Source organism: Paenirhizobium daejeonense (genome assembly GCF_014280875.1).
GTDB lineage: Bacteria > Pseudomonadota > Alphaproteobacteria > Rhizobiales > Rhizobiaceae > Allorhizobium > Allorhizobium daejeonense.
Window position 1 is genome coordinate 616,503 of the sequence record NZ_JACLAL010000001.1, and the last position, 18,481, is coordinate 634,983.

Here is an 18,481-nt window from a genome sequence, read left to right on the forward strand (position 1 = left end):
AACCGATGACAGAACCCGAAAACACTTCCGCCGACACTGCTGCTGCTGGCGACAACCCGACCCATTCCGGCTTCGTGGCCCTGATCGGTCCGACGAATGCCGGCAAGTCGACGCTGGTGAACCGCTTCGTCGGCGCCAAGGTTTCGATCGTCAGCCACAAGGTGCAGACGACCCGCGCGGTCATGCGCGGCATTGCGATCCATGACAACGCCCAGATTGTCTTCATGGACACGCCTGGCATCTTCAAGCCGCGCCGCAAGCTTGATCGCGCCATGGTGACGTCCGCCTGGGGCGGAGCCAAGGACGCCGATCTCATCCTTCTCTTGATCGATAGCGAGCGCGGCCTGCGCGGCGATGCCGAGGCGATCCTCGAAGGGCTGAAGGACGTGCATCAGCCGAAGATCCTGGTACTGAACAAGGTCGATCGGGTGAAGCCGGAGGATCTCCTGAAGCTTGCTTCCGCCGCCAACGAGGCGGTGAAGTTCGAACGCACCTTCATGATTTCCGCGACCACCGGTTCCGGCTGCGACGATGTCATGGATTACCTGGCGAAGACGCTTCCCGAGGGGCCGTGGTATTATCCCGAGGACCAGATTTCCGATCTGCCCATGCGCCAGCTTGCGGCCGAGATTACCCGCGAGAAGCTGTTCCTGCGCCTGCATCAGGAAATCCCCTATTCCTCGCATGTCGAGACCGAAAAGTGGGAAGAGCGCAAGGATGGCTCGGTTCGAATCGAGCAGGTCATCTATGTCGAGCGCGACAGCCAGAAGAAGATCGTGCTCGGCAAGGCCGGCGAGGCGATCAAGTCGATCTCTACCGCTTCCCGCAAGGAACTGTCCGAAATCCTCGAGCAGACGGTCCATCTCTTCCTGTTCGTGAAGGTGCGCGAAAACTGGGGCAACGATCCCGAGCGCTTCCGCGAAATGGGCCTCGAATTCCCGCGCGAATAGTCGCGGGAATTGAGCCTGTCAGCGATCGATCAGGCGGGCCACCGCCTTGGATATTGGCCCGCCGAGCAGCAATACCAGCAGAAAACGTGCGGTCTGCAGCGCCATGACGAAGGGCAGGTCGACCGGCGTTGAGGCCGCAATGATCGCGACCGAATCGAGTCCGCCCGGGCTTGTCGCGAGATAGGCGGTCAGCGGGTCGATCCCGAGAAAACGCCACAACAGCATGGCGAGCCCGCCGCAGAATGTGATCAGCACCACGATCGAAAGCATGATCTGCGGCAGCGCATAGGCTGCATGCCGAAGGATGCGGCGGGTGAAGCCGAGGCCGATCTTCCAGCCCAGTAGCGCATAGGCGAAGGCCAGAAGCCACGGCGGCAGGTTGATGGTGATGAGGCCGAGGCCATGCAGCAGCGCAGTCGCCAGCATCGGCAGGAACATGGTTCCGGCCGGAATGCGGAAATAGGCGCCGACGGCACAGGCCGTGAAGGCCACGACGAGCGTCTTTGAAAGTTCCAGCCAGTCGACAGGTGGGAACCAGACGATTTCAGGCGCGGCACCCCCGGATGCATGGAAGACCAGAGCCGCGATGATGGAAGCGGCCGAAGCGACGCAAACCACCCTGAGATATTGCATGAAGGCGACGAGCCGCGCATCCGCGCCATAGGCTTCCGCAAGTACCAGCATGGCGGAGGCGGCACCCGCCGATGTGCCCCAGACCGCTGTCGTTCCGGGAAGCACGGCGTTGCGGGCCATGATGTAGCCGATCAGTGTGCTCGAAGCGATGACGGCAAGCACGATGGACAGAAAGATCGGCCAGTCGGCGGCGAAGGTCGTCACGATATCGGCGTCGATGGAGCGGGCGATGATGCAGCCGATCAGCGAATGGGCCGCGAGATAGGGCAGGAGTGGCGTGGAGAGCCGCGCGCCGTTGGTTGCCATGAGGATGGCCGCGACCATGGGGCCGAGCAAAAGTGCTGCCGGGATGTGCACCATCGTCAGCAGGCCGGCAAGGACGAGGGACAGCAACGTCAGAATCAGCCAGCGGACGGGTTGAGGCAATGCCGTCAGTCTGCCGGGTTCTGGTTGCTGCTCGTCGAGGCCTTGGGAGGCGGGGGCCATATCGTAACCTTCCCGTCTGGAGGGGATGCGTCGGAAGTATAACAATTCCGGCAGCACTGGAATGCCGGACTGCCCTTGCCGGGAAAATTAAATGCGGTCGACCAGCCGAGCACTGAACGATTTCATTTACGCGTGAAGCGCTTTAGAATGACGCTATGGAATGGACGGACGAAGCAATATTGCTCGGTGCACGACGCCACGGCGAAACCAGCGTTATCGCAGAGATGATGACGAAAGGTCGTGGCCGTCATCTGGGAATGGTGCGCGGAGGACGTTCGCGCAGCATGCAGCCGGTGCTGCAGCCGGGAAACCGGCTTGAAGTGACGTGGCGGGCGCGGCTTGATGAACATCTCGGGGAATACCGGGTCGAGCCGGTGAGGCTCAGGGCGGCGAAGCTGATGGAAAGTGCGACCGCCGTTTATGGTGTTCAGGCACTTGGAGCGCTTCTGCGTTTATTGCCGGAACGGGATCCGCATCCGCATCTTTTTGAGGCGCTGGACGTGATCCTTGATCATCTCGATGACGCTGCGTCTGCGGGTGAGCTTTTCGTACGTTTCGAACTGGCAGTACTGAACGATCTTGGTTTCGGTCTCGACCTCGAACAGTGTGCGGCGACCGGAGCTCGGGACGATCTCGCTTATGTCTCGCCGAAATCGGGCAGGGCGGTCTGTCGTGCCGCGGGTCTGCCCTATGCGGGTAGAATGCTGGCACTTCCGGGATTTCTTCTGGCTGGTGCCGCTGCGTCGGCGGACGAGGAAAGTCTGGCGGAAGCCTTCCGCCTGACTGGCTTTTTCCTCAACAGACACGTCTACGAGCCGCGTGGCCTTGAGGCCGGCGCGGCTCGCGAAGGGTTCTGTCAGGCTGCATTGAAGACTTTACGTTCCGGCGTAAAGCCCGCGCTATTGGCGACGTGTGCAAACAGTGCCTGATCACCAGGTGAATTCTGCATATGCCGATGAATGGCATTCTGCAGTTCGCTGACATTGCGATAGGTGCCGCCATCCAGATCGATGACCGGGAACTTGACGGCGATGAACTTGACCCGATCTCCTTCGGGGACGGTGATGCCGACGGGTACGCCGGCGTATTCGATGACTTGCTTTTCCATAATGGTTTCCCCGCCTGCGCGCTTGCGCAGACTTAAATAAATGCGTCGATTGTAGGATTCAGTGCTTATTCAGCGTCACATTCGACAGAAGCAGCGTCGGCAATTGTATTTCGCCACGTCTAGCGGGGATTTATGCCAAGGGCGGGCGGCATAAAGGGAAATATTCATTCGCTGACCTCCTTGTTGGCAAAGGCTTCCTGTGAAGCCGGTTTCATCTTTGGTGCGTCGGTCTCTTACCGATGCGACAAAGGTAGGTGTCGAACATTCTCCCGTCAACAGGTGTAGAAAGAAAAATAAAATAAAATTCTTTCATGCTCCGAATGTGGGTGCATTGCGGCAAAAAATCATCGCTGATGCCGCATTTGTTAAAATGACATCCTGTCGCACTGCGACCTTAGGCCGCCGCGGGAAGACCGCGTTCGACCGCGCTTTCTCGGATCGGCCAATGAACGATTGCGGCAAAAATACCGAGCGCCACGCCGAACCACCAGACGACATCATAGCTGCCAAATTTGTCATACAGATAACCGCCCATCCACACGCCGAGGAATGAGCCGACCTGATGGGACAAGAAGACGATGCCTCCCAGCAGTCCGAGATGGCGTGTACCGAACATGATTGCCACCAGCGCATTGGTCGGCGGCACGGTCGATAGCCAGAGAAGCCCCATGACGATGGCAAATGCGATCACCGACGTCGGCGACTGCGGCAGGACCAGGAACAGCGTGACCGCGAGCGACCGGGCAAGATAGATCCATGCCAGGAAATACGGTTTCGAATAGCGCTGGCCGATCACGCCCGAGGCGAGCGAGCCGATGACGTTGAAGAAGCCGATCAGCGCCATGGCGATCACGGCGTAGCGGGCATCGATACCGATATCACCGAGATAAGCCGGGAAATGGGCGGTGATGAACGCCACCTGGAAGCCACAGACGAAGAAGCCGCTGGCCAGAAGCAGATAGCTTTTGTGGGCGAAGGCTTCTCGCAGCGCATGGCCCACGCTCTGCTCGACCTCGCTCCGCGACTGGGTCCCGGATTTTGCGTTGCCGCGCAGTGGCCACGCGAGCAGGGGAACGATCAGCATCATCAGGCCGAGATAGACGAGACTGTCGGACCAGCCGAAGGCCGAGATGAGCCCCTGGCTGAGCGGTGCGAACAGGAACATGCCCGCAGAACCCGCGGCAGTGCCGATGCCGAAGGCAAGCGAACGCTGCTCCGGCGTCACGTTGCGCGCAAAGGCCGAAAGGATGATGCCGAAGGAGCCGGACGCCACGCCGAGACCGACGAGCACGCCGCCGCCGATATGCAGCCAGACCGGCGCATCGGCATGAGCCATGACGAAGAGTCCGAGCGCATAGAGCACGCCGGACAGCGTCAGCATCCGGCCGGTACCGTATTTATCGGCGAGCGCCCCGAAGATCGGCTGCCCGAGACCCCAGCAGAGATTCTGGATGGCCATGGCGAGCCCGAAGGTGGAGCGATCCCAGCCGGTATCGTTGAGCATGGGAAGCTGGAAGAAGCCCATGGCCGAGCGCGGCCCGAATGTCAGCATGGCCACCAGCGAACCGGCAATGATGATCAGCCATGGCATGGCGGGACGGGCAGTCGATGCGGACATGAAATTCTCCTCCGGAAAGCCGGAGAATAGTAAGCCGTCTTCCCGTGGCCAAGCGCCTTTTCGTGAAGTTCTAATCAAAGGAATTGATAACGGTCAGGCGGGGCGCAGGAGGCGGTTGCGCTTCCTGCCGGATGGTCGCGGCCGGAACGGGGGACGGCTCAGTCGCGCCGCTTGATCGGCCAGCCCTCGGGACGAACCTCGATGACCTTTACGTCGTCGCCAACCGTGATCGGGCCTTCCCCGCGAGGAACCGCGTTCCAGCCGAAAAGCGGTCCCGGCACGCGCCGGTCGCCTGACATGCGGATGCGGCCCATGGCCGCCATTGGACTTGCGACCTCGCGTGATCCGGTGATCTGGTCCTGGGTCGTCATGATGCAGCGTGCGCAGGGCTTGACCAGATCGAAGCGGATGCCGCCGATCTCTATGGCCGCCCAGCCGTCTTCGGCCCATGCTTCGTCGCAATCGACGACGATGTTCGGGCGGAAGCGCTCCATGCCTATCGAACCCTCGCCATGGGCGGCCATGTCGTCGTTGATGGCCTTCAGCGAACCCGTGGTGGTGACCAGAACCTGGTAGCCGTCGGAAAAGCCGACCGGAGTGTCGGGGCCGGCCCAGTCGACGCTGGCTTCGCGGCTGGCCTCGCCATCGAAGAAGACAAGCTTCATCTCCCGGCCGAACCATTCGGAAAGCTTGGCATTGACGCTGTCATCGGCCACGGCGGCGCTGACGATCGATTTCCAGATATCGACGTCCATGCGGTTGTCAGGATGGGGCGGCGCGACCATCATCTCGCGACCGTCATCCAGCGAAAGCTTGAGATGGGTGGCGGAGGGCAGGGCGGTAAGACCGGCAAGCGCCGGCAACTCCCGCTGGGTTATGAAGCGGCCGGTCGGGTCCGTAATCATCATCCACCGGTCGCCGGCGAGCCCCCGGGCCTCGATGCGGGCCGTCTGCAAGGGGATGACGCGGGCGCTCTTCAGGGGATAGATGGCGAGTTCGGTAACCTTCATGGCCTGCCTCAGATTTCGTCGGTCAAGAGTTCGAGAACCTGCTCCAGACGCGCATGCCTTTCTCGGGCGATGACGCTTCCGGCTGCTGTCTGGAAATTGTCAGAGAGCTTGAACAGTTTTGCAGCGAAATGGTCAATGGCGAAGGCCCTGTCGTCAAGAGGGCGTTTTTCGGCAAAGGGATCGACGGGATCGTAGAGCGCGGAGCCCATGCGGCCTGCCGTATAAAAGCAACGCGCCGCGCCCACCATGCCGATGGCGTCGAGCCGGTCGGCGTCCTGCAGGATTTTCGCTTCAAGAGTCTCTGGGGCGATGTTGGCGGAAAAGCTATGCGTGAGGATGGCGTGGGCCACGGCCTCGATCCGCTCCTGCGGCCAGACGAGGTCCCGAAGGATATCCGACGCCTTGTCGGCCGCAAGTTTCGAGGCCTGGGCGCGAAGCGCGGAGTTCTTTTCCACCGAAACGCAATCATGCAGCAGCACGGCGGCGGCGAGGATCTCCCGGTCGCCGCCCTCGATGGCGTGGATACGCATGGCATTGCGGAAGACGCGCAGGATATGGACGATATCGTGCGAGCCGTCATTTCCCTCGGTCGCGTGGGGAAGGAGGGCTTCCGCAAGCTTTTCTTCCGGTGAAAATGCGGCGCTCATTCCGCTGCGATCCATCTTGCATTCCTCCTGTCCTGACAGCTGTCGATCAGGCGGCCCTTAGTAATGGCCTTGAGAAAGATTGCAAGAAGAGGGGGGCGTCAGGCCGGCAGGGGTGTGGAAAGCGTGCGTCTTTTCCATGCTCCTATCAGCACTGTGCGCGACGGTGCCTCGACGACGCGGTAGCTGATATCGGCAAAGACCATCGCCGCGACGATGCAGAGCGCGATCGTCAGCCCGACCGGCAGGCTTTCCGGCAGTAACTTCGAAGCCAGGAACATCACGGGCATATGGAAAAGATAGAGCGAGAAGCTGATCTTGCCGATGTGCCGAAGCGGCGCCGAGCCGAGCAGCGGTGCAAGAACGCCGGATTCGGTGGCGGTGAGGAAGACGATGACGGCGGCGGCCAACGCCGAGGTCACGCCCCAGAAGCTCTCTTCCGTGTGGAATATCGCCCGGCTCGCGAGGAAGAAGGCAAGCGCCGCAAGCGTCAGGAAGCCGACTGCATGCCCGCCGTTGAGACGCCCCGTCAGCGCGAAGAGCCGGCCGGCGAGCGCTCCGAACAGGAAATAGGAGATCTTCGATGGCAGCAGGATGCCCGGTCCCGGAAAGCCGAGATAGGCAAGCATAATGAAGCCGATGGCGATGGCGACGCCGAGCGGAAGGCGGTCCCTGGGCTTTTCGAACCAGAACCAGAGCACGAGGAAGAAGACGTAGAACTGGATCTCCGGCGGGATTGACCAGAAGACGCCGGTCGAGCCGAGAAGGACTATGTGGCGGATGATCTCGACGGAACCTGCGAGCGGCTGCGGATAATCAAGCCCCGGAACCATCGAAAGCAGCGCCACCGAAATCACCGCGACGAAATAGACGGGATAGATGCGCGTGAAGCGGTGAACCAGATAGTCGGTCGCCGAGCGGCGGCTGAGGGTCTTGCCGCCATAGAGATAGGCCATCAGGAAGCCGGACAGGCAGAAGAACAGCGCCACCGCTTCATTGCCGAACACCAGTGCTCCGGCCCATGTCTCCCCGGGGAAAAGGAGGATGATATGGGAAAGGACGACGGCGAAGGAGGCAATGCCTCTAAGGCCGTCGAGGCTGCGGATATGCTGCGGTTGCTGCATCGGTTTTCCGTCCCAGTATGGGGCTTTTTCTGTTTCCTTGGTGCCAGACTAGGGCGCGCGCATGCGTGCTTTGTCAACGAAACCGCCCGGAAACAGCCTGAAAACCGGTGCGCATGGTTAAGCCCGGGCAACCATCGGCTGCCCGGCGGAAATGTTCCTTGGCGGGTGTTTCGTCGTCAGGCCGGGTCCGGACCGGAACCCGGCGTCACCTCGTTACCTGCCTGTTCCGTCTTCCGGCTGTTGCTCAGGATCTTCTGGTAGAACAACCCGATGCCGATCAGCACGAAGCCGAGGCCGATGAAGGAAAGCGCCCTCAGCACCCCTTCGAGGTGGCTCATGTCGATGAGGAAGGCCTTGGCGACGGAAATCAGCACCAGCGCCGCCGAGGCGAGCCTGATGCTCTTCGCCTCGAAGCGGGAACCAAGGGCCAGAAGGCCGACGCCGATCGCAAGCCAGACCACCGAATAGCTGTAGGTCTCGCCCTGCAGGAAGCCCTTCCAGTCGGAGATGAATTCGCCCTGCCAGAAGCGGCGGACGGATAGCGTCGCCCATGCGAAGGCGAGAACGGAGCCTGTCACCGCAAGCATGATGACATAGGGCTGCGGGCGCTTGTCGCGGGCGTAATAGGCAAGCCCGGCATAGGCGGCGGCCGGCAGCAGATAGCCGATCAGCAGCAGGTTGAAGAATGGCCACGAGCCGGTGCTCTCTCCGCTGAAGTAGGGGTTGAGCACGCCGAGATGCAGGAAGAGCACGTTCAGTGCCGCGATGCAGCCGGCGATCATCGAGCCGTAGCGGAAAACCGGGCTTGGTGATTTGAGGTCCAGCGTCATCAACACGCCGGAAAGGCCGGTCAGCAGCAGCGTGTAGATGGATTGCTCGCCAAGCGTCGGTACGCTCTCGGTCAGCACGCCGCCATTCATCGCGTGGCGTACGAGGATAGCGACGGTCAGGAGGCCCATCAGGCTGGCCAGCGCCTGCAGGGCATTGCGCACCCTGACGCCCGGCCAGTTCCGCAACAGATAGGCGGAGAGGATGGCGAGCAGGGCCGGGATGCCATAGCCCGGCAGCAGGGCGTTGAAGACGGGCGTCTTGCCGAGCGACAGCGGCCCGACGATGGTCGGTTCCCATGCGATGCGGGCGAGAACGCCAAACGATGCCGCAACCATCATCCATGGCAGGGCGCGCCAGTCGCGCAGGCGTGTCGCCAGCACATAGGCGAAGCCGGCTGCGGCAAGAAGCAGTGTCAGTGTCAGGCCAGAGGTCAGCGCCTTCAGCCCGAAGGCAAGGGCGAGGAAGGAGCCGGCGACAAGCAGATCGATGGCGAGTGTCAGGCTGTCGCGCCGCCCGCCACGAACCTGCATCTCCGCAGAGACCAGAAGCGCTGCCGCAAGGGCGATGCCATAGAGGCCATGCGCCCAGTCCCTGCCGTAGTCGCCATAGCCGAAATAGCTGATGGCGGCGATGGCAAGCGGAGCCGTTGCCATGATGCCGGCCCATATCGTCGCAAGCAGCGGATCGCCGCCTCCTTTTCGCTGCAGGAAAAACAGGCCGGCGAAAACGAAGAAAGCGCCGAGGCCAAGTGAGATCGGCATGACGTTGAACGCAATCCCGGGAATGGCAACGGCATCGTCCATGGAGTTGCCGAGCATGGCGAGCAGGCTTTCGGCAATCTGGACCTGCAATGCCGTACCGAGGATTGCGCCGATTGCGGCGAAGAGCGCTGGCCAGACCATCGAATGTCTGCCTGCGCCGACGCCGGCAAGTGCAGCGGTAAGCGCCGCCATGACATAGAAGGGGTTGATATCGCTGCCGACAGCGGCGATGAGCATGGCGAGAGCGGGCAGGACAGTGGCGAAGGAAAGCGTCTTGGCCATGCTAAGCGGCGGTCGGGTGAGAACCCGCAGAAACGCGCCGGGCGAAGGCTGCTCCCCCTGCGGGACGCTCTCGAATGCCTTGGCCGGCCAGATGAAGGCGGAGGCCGCGAGCATGGCGAGCAGCGCAAGCGTAACCGGCGTCAGCTCAGTGGGGGAAGCCGCGGCCACATAGACAAAGGCCCAGCCGCCGAGCCCGAGATTGGCAAGCGCCGGCACGATGCGCCAGCTACGAAGCCGAGAGGCGGCGGATGTCGCGACGAGCGACAGGGTGAGGAATCCGAACAGCGTCCACGGACTGGGCGATGTGCTGGAGACGAGAAGCGGCGTGATCATCGAGCCGGCAAGTCCGAGGCCGGCGAGAGCCTGCCCGTGCATGAGCGAGAGGCCGAGGGTCGCGAAGGCAACGAGTGCGAGAAGTGTGAAGGCCGCTGTCGCGCCGATGAAGCCGTATACGCCGTGGGCGGCGTAGATCGCCCCGAACAGGGAAAGCGACCCGGCGGCGGTCAGGATGCCCGGGATCATCGCGTTGGAGTAAAGCGCCGCAATGCCCGGCAACGCCTTGCGGCGGATCGCTTCGCCGGCGCCGATCAGGGCAAGGCCGAAGAGGCTCGCAAGGATCAGGCGCACGCCGGGGCCGAGCAGACCGCTTTCGATGGAATAGCGCACCAGAAAAAGACCGCCGAGCGCCAGTGCCAGACCGCCGGTCCATACCGCCCAGCGTGCGCCGAGATAGCTCTCAAGGCTTTCCTTGGCCGGAGCAGGGGCGGGCGCTGCCGGGGTAAGGGTTTCCATGTCTGCTATTTCTGCAGCCGCAACGGCATCACCATCGGCGACGACTTGCGGCGCATCCATGGCCGCCAGGGCGGGCGTCGCTTCCTCCGGCTGCTGTGATCCCGCCGCTTCTCCCGGTGTCGGGATTGCTGCCGCATCCTCGCCTGTCGCAGATTGGATGGAAGAGGCTGGCACAGCATCGGGAGATTGCCGAAGCATCTGGAGCTGTTCGGAAAGCTTTGCCACTTCCTTTTCCAGCCTGTCGATCCGATTGCCTGTTCCGCGGCCCACCGCAAACAGGACCACCAGCAGAATCAGCAGCACGACTTCGAACATGGGACCTCCCCGCGCCTCTATCCGGACCAAGGAGACTAGCGTTTTTCGTCCGTGACGAAAGAGGGAGGCATCACTTCACCGGAATCAGGATATCAAGTTGTGAATGCAAGCTTTTGCTTTTCCCTGATTATAAGCGCCTTCAGCGGTATTTCCGCTGAGCCAGAAGATGAAGAATGAGTTCCGTCTCGCCTGTGGATACGCTTGCAATCCGTCACAAAACTTTCTAAATCAACACCACCGGCAATCGCCGGTTTTCTTTGGGAATATTTATGCTCAAAATGAGCATAATGCCGTTGATGCGGCGGGGAGGTCGAAATGCAGCATGTCACGCAACCCGGAAACGCGGGCAAGGCGCTTTCCTTGCAGACGGCGGCGGAGCGCTTCGGCGTGCTGGAGCGGCCTGATCTCACCTACACCACGGCTCTCGCAAAGGAGACGGCGCATCTCTACGAGCGTGTGAAGGATTTCATCCCGGCAATCGAATGGCCGGTTTTTGCGCCTTACATCCACGCCATCAACCGGCTCAAGAAGGAGCGCGGCGCGGTCATTCTGGCGCATAACTACCAGACGCCCGAGATCTTCCATTGCGTGGCCGACATCACCGGTGACTCCTTGCAGCTGGCGCGCGATGCCACTCGCGTCGATGCGGAGATCATCGTTCAGTGCGGCGTGCACTTCATGGCCGAGACCTCCAAGCTGCTCAATCCGCAGAAAACGGTGCTGATCCCCGACGGTCTTGCCGGATGCTCGCTGTCGGAATCGATCACCGGCGCTGATGTCCGCGCCCTGAAGGAACGCTATCCCGGCGTGCCGGTTGTGACCTACGTCAACACCTCTGCGGATGTGAAGGCTGAAACCGATATCTGCTGCACCTCGTCCAACGCCGTGGCGGTAGTCGACAGCCTCGAGTCGGACACGGTGCTTTGCATCCCCGATGAATATCTGGCGATGAACGTTGCCAAGAAGACGAACAAGAAGATCCTCACCTGGAAGGGACATTGCGAGGTACATGAGCGCTTCACCGCCGAGGAGCTTCTGGAATACAAGGCCGCCGATCCCTCCATCGAGATCGTCGCCCATCCGGAATGCCATCCGAGTGTGCTGGCCGTATCCGACTATGCCGGCTCGACGTCGGGCATGATCGACTACGTGAAGACGAAGCGGCCGGGGCGCGTGTTGCTGGTCACTGAATGCTCCATGGCCTCCAACATTCAGGCTGAGGTGCCGGACGTCAATTTCGTCAAACCCTGCAATCTCTGTCCGCACATGAAGCGGATCACTCTGCCCAAGATCCTCGACAGCCTTCTGTTCATGACGGAAGAGGTGCTCGTCGATCCGGCAATCGCGGACCGTGCGCGTCTCGCGGTCGAGCGCATGGTGAACTTGAAGCAGTAGGTCCCACGAGACAGTAAGGCCGGCGCAGGCCGGAGAAATGTGCCGCATGCCCAGCAATACCGAATCCATCCGCCCGCAATCCTGGCAGGGCATAGACGATATCGTCATCATCGGCGGCGGACTTGCCGGCCTGTTCTGCGCGCTGAAGCTCGCGCCACGTCCAGTGACGGTTCTGGCCGCCGCCCCGATCGGCTTTGGCGCCTCGTCCGCCTGGGCGCAAGGCGGCATTGCCGCGGCCATGAGCGAGGGCGATACGTTCGACAAGCATCTGGCCGATACGGTCGTTGCAGGTGCCGGAACGGTCGATGAGAAGATGGCCCGCCTGATGATTTCGGAAGGGCCGGACCGCATTCGCGATCTTCTCGCCTATGGCGTTCCCTTCGACAGAGACCTTGAAGGCCAGCTCCTGCTGTCGCGAGAGGCCGCCCATTCCGAGCGCCGCATCGTGCGGGTGAAGGGGGATCGCGCCGGCAAGGCGATCATGGAGGCTCTTATCGCCACCGTGCGCAGGACGCCGTCGATCCGTGTGATGGAAGGTTATGTAGTCGAGGAGCTGATCTCTGAGGGCCGCTTTGTCTCCGGTGTCATCGCCCGCCCGGATGCCGGCCAGTCCAAGACCCGCGTCGCCTTTCCCGCACGTGCCGTGGTGTTGTGCTCCGGTGGCGTCGGCCATCTCTATCAGGTCACCACCAATCCGACGGAAGCGCGCGGCGCGGGCGTCGGTATGGCGGCACGGATCGGTGCCGTGATTGCCGACCCCGAATTCGTGCAGTTCCACCCGACCGCGATCGACATCGGCCGCGATCCGGCCCCGCTCGCGACCGAGGCGCTGCGCGGCGACGGCGCAACGCTGGTCAATCGAGCCGGTCACCGATTCATGACCGATCTGCATCCCGACGCTGAACTTGCCCCTCGCGATGTCGTGGCGCGCGGCGTCTTTGCCGAGGTTCAGGCAGGCCGCGGCGCTTTCCTCGATTGCACGAAGGCGGTCGGCGCGCATTTCCCGGAGCTTTTCCCGACCGTCTACGCGTCCTGCATGGAGGCGGGCATCGATCCCGCGACGCAGCCCATCCCGGTCGCACCCGCGGTGCATTATCACATGGGCGGCGTTCTGGTGGATGCCGATGGCCGAACCAGCATCGACGGCCTTTGGGCCGCCGGCGAAGTGACGTCAACCGGCGTTCACGGCGCCAATCGACTCGCCTCGAATTCACTGCTGGAAGCCGTGGTCTTCGCAGCGCGGATCGCCGAGAACATCAAGGGCATGATGCCGGAGCCGCGGCTCTATGAATGGCCGAAGAGCGCTGGCGAAAGCGACGATCTGGTGACGCTGGAAGACAGCCCGCAGCTCATGAAGCTGCGGCGGCTGATGTCCGCCAATGCCGGCGTTATCCGCACGGGCGAGGGGCTGAAGACGCTCATCCGCGAAATCGTTGCGCTGGAAGAGGAGCGGGGGCGAACCCGCGTCCGCTTTGCCAACATGGCGACAACCGCAAAGCTGATCGCCACCGCGGCCTATCTGCGCGAGGAGAGCCGGGGCGGGCATTACCGTTCGGATTGCCCAGAGCCGCGCGAGGACTTCCGCCACCGGACCTTCATAACGCTGAAGGATGCCGACCGTATCGCTGCCGAACTCGCCGGCTGAGCCCTGAGGATATTGCCATGACCCAACCCTTTCGCCCCGTCCTCTCGCCGCTGATGGCGGAGGATATCGTCAAGACAGCGCTGCTGGAGGATCTCGGACGCGCAGGCGACATCACCACCTACGCGACCATCGGCCCGGAGAAGACTGCCAAGGCCGCCCTCAACAGCCGTGAGGATGGTGTCATCGCCGGTATGGAGCTTGCCCGCACGGCCTTCCGCCTCGTGGATCCCTCCGTTGTTTTCCATGCACTGGTGGCCGATGGTGACCGGGCGACAGCGGGCACGCCGTTGATCCGTGTCGAGGGGGCAGCTCGCTCCATTCTTTCGGCGGAGCGCGTGGCGCTGAATTTCCTGATGCATCTTTCCGGTGTCGCATCCTACACCGCGCGCTTTGCCGACGAGATTGCACATACCTCCGTGCGCGTCACCTGCACCCGCAAGACGCTGCCGGGTCTGCGCGCCGTGGAAAAATACGCTGTCCGGCTCGGCGGCGGTTCCAACCACCGTTTCGGCCTGGATGATGCCATCCTCATCAAGGACAACCACATCGCAGTTGCAGGCGGTGTCGCTCAGGCGATCCTGGCGGCTCGAGCCTATGCCGGCCATCTCGTCCGGATTGAGGTGGAGGTCGATAATCTCGATCAGATGAAGGAAGCGCTTACCGCACGGCCGGACGCCATATTGCTCGACAACATGGGTCCCGATCTGTTGCGCGAAGCCGTGGAAATCAACCGCACCCATGGCGGCTTTTCGCCGGCTGATTATGCGGCCGCTCCGGGGCGCGTGATTCTGGAAGCATCCGGCAACGTCAATCTTCAGACCATCCGCGCAATCGCCGAAACAGGGGTCGATTTCATCTCCACCTCGAAGATAACCATGGCCGCACCGACGCTTGATATCGGTCTGGATGTGGAAATCCTCTGATAATTGATAATTTTTCGTGACGATCGTCGTCACTCGTCTTGGGAAAACCTGTTAGCAGCTGCGAAATCTTGAAGAGCTTTCAATGCGTTGAAGTTCCTACGAAAGTTCGCAAGCTACTTGTTGTAGATAATTATTGGTTTTTGACCTTCTGAAACGAATCTCCTACCCCGTAATCATCCTGCGGTTTTGTATTGTGTGCTGTGGATACAGACATTTTCCAGTAATATTGTGGAGGTTTGTATGACCAGTATTTCTTTGCCCGTTAGCGGGGCAAGCGCATATTCTACTTCACTTGGTTATCTCGATACCAATGGCGATGGCGTGGTGAGCGCCGATGAGGTCGCAGCCGCTTCCGAGAGCAAGCGCACGCAGGATCCCACAGTGGAAAATGAAAATGCCGCAACCGGGGTGTCGTCCCAGGTGACCGGAGGCGTGATGGCGATGCTGCTGGCGGGATCGGAGGACGGCGGTTTCGCAGAAAAGCCCTCCCCGAAGGAACTCTTTGCAGCAATCGATGCCGATGGCGATGGCTCCGTGACGCAGGCCGAATACGTCGCGGCTCGCCCCGGCGACATGAGCGAGGAGGACGCCGCTGCGCTCTTCGCCGAACTCGACCCCGAGGGGACCGGATCACTGAGCGAGAGCCAGTTCGTCACGGCAATGGAAGCCAATCGGACGGTAGGCGTCTCGTCCGCTGCGGAAGACGAGGATGGCGACACTGTCAGCCTGCTGGATGTTCTCGCGGAGATGCAGTCAGTCATCGCTGCCTATCAGGCCAATGCTGCGGGCGATATCGACGATACGGAAACGACCGTGCGGGCCACCGTCTGAACGTTGGGTAAACTGGTTTAGTAACACCGTGCTCCAGCTCGTCGATACGGGCCGAGCGACGTGGCAGGTCAGCTGTTGGGGCCAGATTTCAGGCCATTATCCTTGAGTGATTGCCTGACCTGCCTTATGATTTCGCGTGAGACCGGCCAGAAGTCCGGCGCCTGCGTCCAGTACCGCATTCCGACCACGACGGACGTATCGTTGAGTTCGCTGACGAAGGTCTCCACCTTTGGAGTGGACAGGACGCGTCTGTCGCCTTCTGCGTGGCCGCGCATGATCTTTTCGGCAAGCTCTACATCGTCGTCATAGCCTATGCCGATCTTCAACTCGAAACGCCGGGTCGGCATCCTGCTGAAATTGGTGATCGGCACGTTCCAGAGGGTCGAGTTCGGCGCAAGCCGGTAAAGCCCATCGGGCGTTTTCAGTTCCGTGGCGAAGAGGCCGATCTCCAGAACCACCCCGGAAAGAGTGCTGGTCTCGATATATTCCCCGACACGAAACGGCCTGAGTACCAGAAGCATGATGCCCGCGGCGATGTTCTGCAGCGTGCCCTGCAAGGCCAGGCCGATGGCGAGCCCCGCAGCACCGATCGCAGCGATGATCGATGCCGTCTGCACTCCGAACTGGCCGAGCACCGTCACGAACACCAGCAACAGCAGGGCATAACGCAGGACGTTCGCGAAGAAGCTTGCAAGCGTCTCGTCGATGCCGCGCACATGCCGCAATCCGGTAAGAGCCCAGCCGCTGAGTGCCGATGCAAGCGTCCAGCCGAGGATCAGGAGAAGCAGGGCTCCAACAATGGAGAATGAATATTGCACCGCCAGCTGGCTCGCCTGACTGAGGGCCGCTTGCGTTGCGAGAATGACCTCCGAAGCCTGTTGTTCCATCGCCCGGGTCGCTCCTTTTTGCCTATTCAAAGGGGCTACATGGAGCGCAGGATTATCAGGTCAAGCTTTTGTCAGTGTCATGGCGGCTGGCAGATTGACTCAGCGGCCACCGACCTTCAGCCCCGGAGCCGGACGCTCCTCGAGGATCTGCCGGCGGAAACGGAAAAGGGCCGCGGGACGGCCACCCGTGGCTGCCTGCGTTCCGCCCGTCGGCTCGACCAGTTCGGCGCCCTCGACCAGACGACGGAAATTCTGCTTGTGCAGGTGCCGCCCGGAGATCGCCTCGACGGTTGCCTGCAGGTCCGTCAGGGTAAATTCCGGCGGCATGAGTTCGAACACCACCGGCCGGTACTTGATCTTGCTGCGCAGCCTCGCGAGCGCCGTCGCCGCAATCCGGCGATGATCGAAACGCATCGGCGTACCGAGAGGAACGGCAACACGACGGGATGCGACTCGTTCGTCCAGAACCGCCTCCTCGATCAGTCCTGCCTCGTAAAGCAGTTCGTAGCGCTCCAGAACCCGCTCCTCGTCGAACGGGAAATCATCGAGGCCAAAGGCGAGCTTCAGGCGGGATTTGCGGGAAGGACGCATGGTGTCGCTGTCTTCCACCGGCGCTTCCTCGGCCCACACGGAAAGGGCAGGCAAGATCACCTGATCGAGGATGGCAGGGCGTCCGCGACGCCAGTCTTCCCACGGTAGGTAGCCGTACCAGTCCCGCCAGTGAACGCCGGCGGCATGCAGGCTGTCGTGGCGGGCGGGATCCATGCGGGTCAGAGCCAGATAACCGACAGATACGACATGCATGCCGCTGTCGCCCGGCATCTTGTGCCGCCCCTGATCGCCGAAGGTGTAGAGCTGTTCGATATAGCCCATATGCAGCGCCGTCTGGGCGGTGACGGTGGTGCGCAGCGACACTTCCATCGTGCGGTGGCGCGATGGGTCGAAGGGACCGAAGGGCAGGGCCTCCAGCGGGCTTGCGGGATCACTAACGACGAGCAGGCGAGGACTGCGGTCCGCCACCGCAACGATGGCCGCGTTAAGGCCGATCTCGATTGCCGCGGGTCGTTCGTTGATCGGTTTTTCGGTCATGGCACCCTGTCCGCCTGTTCCGGCAAGGCAAGGGTGAACGGCGCATTGCCATCGGCATCCGCACCGCGTCCGATCGCCTTGACTGCGCGAACCAGCGCGCCGCCGCGTCCAAGGAGAGCGTCGCCGATCTCGATCAGTCGGGTATTCGGTGTGGCATACGGAGAGGCCGCGCGCAGCCGCTTTGCCAGGATATCGTCTGCTTCATCGGGCGAAACGGCGAGGCTTGCGATCAGGGCTGCGGCCGGTGAGCGGGATACACCCATCCAGCAATGGATGAGCAGAGGTGCGGCGCGGTCCCACGAAAGGGCGAAATCGATGATTTCCCGTACATGGGCTTCCTGCGGCGCGATCAGATTGCCGGTGCCCGCAAAGCTGATGTCGTTCATCTTGAGCTTCAAATGCCGTTCGGCGGCAATCACCGCCGGGCGATGAAAATCCTGCCCCTCGGCAATCAGGCTGACCATTTCACGCGATTTGTGACGGACGGCCATCTCGGCAATACGGGAGAGCGGCGCAACGACGATATAGCTCATGGGGCCACCTTCGCGCCGGGCCTGCGAGCAGATTCGATCTCCTCGAAACGCCGAAGGAACAGCGCTTGTGCCCTGAATGCCGGAAGCGGTTCCATCGACAGGCTGTCGCGGCTGATACCACGCGGCTGGCCGAAGAACTTCTTTGCCTCGCTTTGGGAAAAGCCAGCGAGTTCCGTCGCCTCGAAATAGGCGGAGACACGGTCGGCTTTTTTGATCTGGCTCTTCAAGTCCGCCGAGGGGTGCGGGGAAAGCGCGAAGCGCAGGTGGATAGCCGCCTCCAGCCTTTTTTCCACGGTCTCGTAACCGCCGCCGACCACCGCCTTGAACGGAGAAATCATGTCACCGATCACATATTCCGGCGCGTCATGCAGCAAAGCCATCAATTGCTCGTCCGCCGTCGCTCTGGGGTTACAGCGGCTGAAGACATCCTCGACGATCAGGCTGTGCTGGGCGACGGAAAAGGCATGGTCGCCGGAGGTCTGGCCGTTCCAGCGGGCGACGCGCGCCAGCCCATGGGCGATATCCGTGATCTCCACATCCAGCGGCGACGGGTCGAGAAGATCGAGCCGGCGACCGGACAGCATGCGCTGCCAGGCGCGGCCCGAATTGTCGCCGACTGCCATT

The 18,481-nt window shown here is 61.8% G+C and carries 17 protein-coding genes; 6 read left to right on the top strand and 11 right to left on the bottom strand.

The genetic code is table 11. The features are described from left to right. The first annotated feature begins 5 nt into the window (after positions 1–5). Positions 6–950, top strand: coding sequence for a GTPase Era (gene era, locus H4I99_RS02975; protein ID WP_163904438.1), 945 nt, complete (start codon positions 6–8; stop codon positions 948–950). An 18-nt stretch (positions 951–968) separates the two neighbouring features. Here era and H4I99_RS02980 read toward each other — a convergent pair whose 3' ends face one another. Next, a complete protein-coding gene (locus H4I99_RS02980; RefSeq protein ID WP_163904440.1) occupies positions 969–2,069 on the bottom strand; it encodes an AbrB family protein in 1,101 nt (366 codons plus the stop codon). A 155-nt stretch (positions 2,070–2,224) separates the two neighbouring features. Here H4I99_RS02980 and recO point away from each other — a divergent pair, with 155 nt between their 5' ends. After that, positions 2,225–2,998 carry a DNA repair protein RecO gene (gene recO, locus H4I99_RS02985; protein ID WP_163904442.1) on the top strand — a complete coding sequence of 258 codons (774 nt, stop codon included), beginning with the start codon at positions 2,225–2,227 and terminating at the stop codon, positions 2,996–2,998. Here recO and H4I99_RS02990 read toward each other — a convergent pair. The 6 genes from H4I99_RS02990 to H4I99_RS03015 all read right to left on the bottom strand — a co-directional run bounded on the left by H4I99_RS02990 (position 2,926) and on the right by H4I99_RS03015 (position 10,554). Beyond that, the gene (locus H4I99_RS02990) at positions 2,926–3,177 is read right to left on the bottom strand and encodes a hypothetical protein (protein ID WP_163904444.1); all 252 of its coding nucleotides are present in this window, start codon (positions 3,175–3,177) and stop codon (positions 2,926–2,928) included. The two genes, recO and H4I99_RS02990, sit on opposite strands and share 73 nt — an antisense overlap. A 394-nt stretch (positions 3,178–3,571) precedes the next feature. Next, on the bottom strand, positions 3,572–4,795 hold the full coding sequence (locus H4I99_RS02995; protein WP_163904446.1) for an MFS transporter: 1,224 nt from the start codon (positions 4,793–4,795) through the stop codon (positions 3,572–3,574). A gap of 158 nt (positions 4,796–4,953) precedes the next feature. Next, on the bottom strand, positions 4,954–5,805 hold the full coding sequence (locus H4I99_RS03000) for an MOSC domain-containing protein (protein ID WP_163904448.1): 852 nt from the start codon (positions 5,803–5,805) through the stop codon (positions 4,954–4,956). A gap of 8 nt (positions 5,806–5,813) precedes the next feature. After that, positions 5,814–6,467 carry an HD domain-containing protein gene (locus H4I99_RS03005; RefSeq protein WP_244624851.1) on the bottom strand — a complete coding sequence of 218 codons (654 nt, stop codon included), beginning with the start codon at positions 6,465–6,467 and terminating at the stop codon, positions 5,814–5,816. A gap of 83 nt (positions 6,468–6,550) precedes the next feature. Continuing rightward, positions 6,551–7,573 (bottom strand): acyltransferase family protein, encoded by a 1,023-nt coding sequence (locus H4I99_RS03010; protein WP_163904450.1) that lies wholly within the window; start codon positions 7,571–7,573, stop codon positions 6,551–6,553. Positions 7,574–7,749: 176 nt separating this feature from the next. Then, entirely contained in the window at positions 7,750–10,554 is a 2,805-nt protein-coding gene (locus tag H4I99_RS03015) for a DUF2339 domain-containing protein (RefSeq protein ID WP_163904452.1), read from the bottom strand. Between the two features lie 315 nt (positions 10,555–10,869). Between H4I99_RS03015 and nadA the strand changes: the two genes are divergently transcribed. The 4 genes from nadA to H4I99_RS03035 all read left to right on the top strand — a co-directional run bounded on the left by nadA (position 10,870) and on the right by H4I99_RS03035 (position 15,348). Beyond that, positions 10,870–11,949 (top strand): quinolinate synthase NadA, encoded by a 1,080-nt coding sequence (nadA, locus tag H4I99_RS03020; RefSeq protein WP_163904454.1) that lies wholly within the window; start codon positions 10,870–10,872, stop codon positions 11,947–11,949. A gap of 46 nt (positions 11,950–11,995) precedes the next feature. Then, on the top strand, positions 11,996–13,594 hold the full coding sequence (locus H4I99_RS03025; RefSeq protein WP_163904456.1) for an L-aspartate oxidase: 1,599 nt from the start codon (positions 11,996–11,998) through the stop codon (positions 13,592–13,594). A 17-nt stretch (positions 13,595–13,611) separates the two neighbouring features. Then, positions 13,612–14,517 (top strand): carboxylating nicotinate-nucleotide diphosphorylase, encoded by a 906-nt coding sequence (gene nadC, locus H4I99_RS03030; protein WP_163904458.1) that lies wholly within the window; start codon positions 13,612–13,614, stop codon positions 14,515–14,517. Positions 14,518–14,757: 240 nt separating this feature from the next. Then, positions 14,758–15,348: an EF-hand domain-containing protein gene (locus H4I99_RS03035; RefSeq protein ID WP_163906208.1), complete on the top strand. Its 591-nt coding sequence runs from the start codon at positions 14,758–14,760 to the stop codon at positions 15,346–15,348. A 68-nt stretch (positions 15,349–15,416) separates the two neighbouring features. On the opposite strand, the gene H4I99_RS03040 is transcribed toward H4I99_RS03035, so the two are convergent. From H4I99_RS03040 to H4I99_RS03055, 4 genes are all read right to left on the bottom strand, one after another. Next, complete coding sequence (locus H4I99_RS03040) at positions 15,417–16,235, bottom strand: mechanosensitive ion channel family protein (RefSeq protein ID WP_163904460.1); 819 nt, start codon at positions 16,233–16,235, stop codon at positions 15,417–15,419. Positions 16,236–16,334: 99 nt separating this feature from the next. Then, on the bottom strand, positions 16,335–17,324 hold the full coding sequence (locus H4I99_RS03045) for an NUDIX hydrolase (RefSeq protein WP_163904462.1): 990 nt from the start codon (positions 17,322–17,324) through the stop codon (positions 16,335–16,337). Further along, positions 17,321–17,857, bottom strand: coding sequence for a tyrosine phosphatase family protein (locus H4I99_RS03050; RefSeq protein WP_163904465.1), 537 nt, complete (start codon positions 17,855–17,857; stop codon positions 17,321–17,323). Before H4I99_RS03050 ends, H4I99_RS03045 begins: the two co-directional genes overlap by 4 nt. After that, on the bottom strand, positions 17,854–18,480 hold the full coding sequence (locus tag H4I99_RS03055) for an HD domain-containing protein (RefSeq protein ID WP_163904467.1): 627 nt from the start codon (positions 18,478–18,480) through the stop codon (positions 17,854–17,856). The genes H4I99_RS03050 and H4I99_RS03055 overlap by 4 nt, the downstream gene beginning before the upstream one ends. Between the last annotated feature and the right edge of the window lies 1 nt (position 18,481).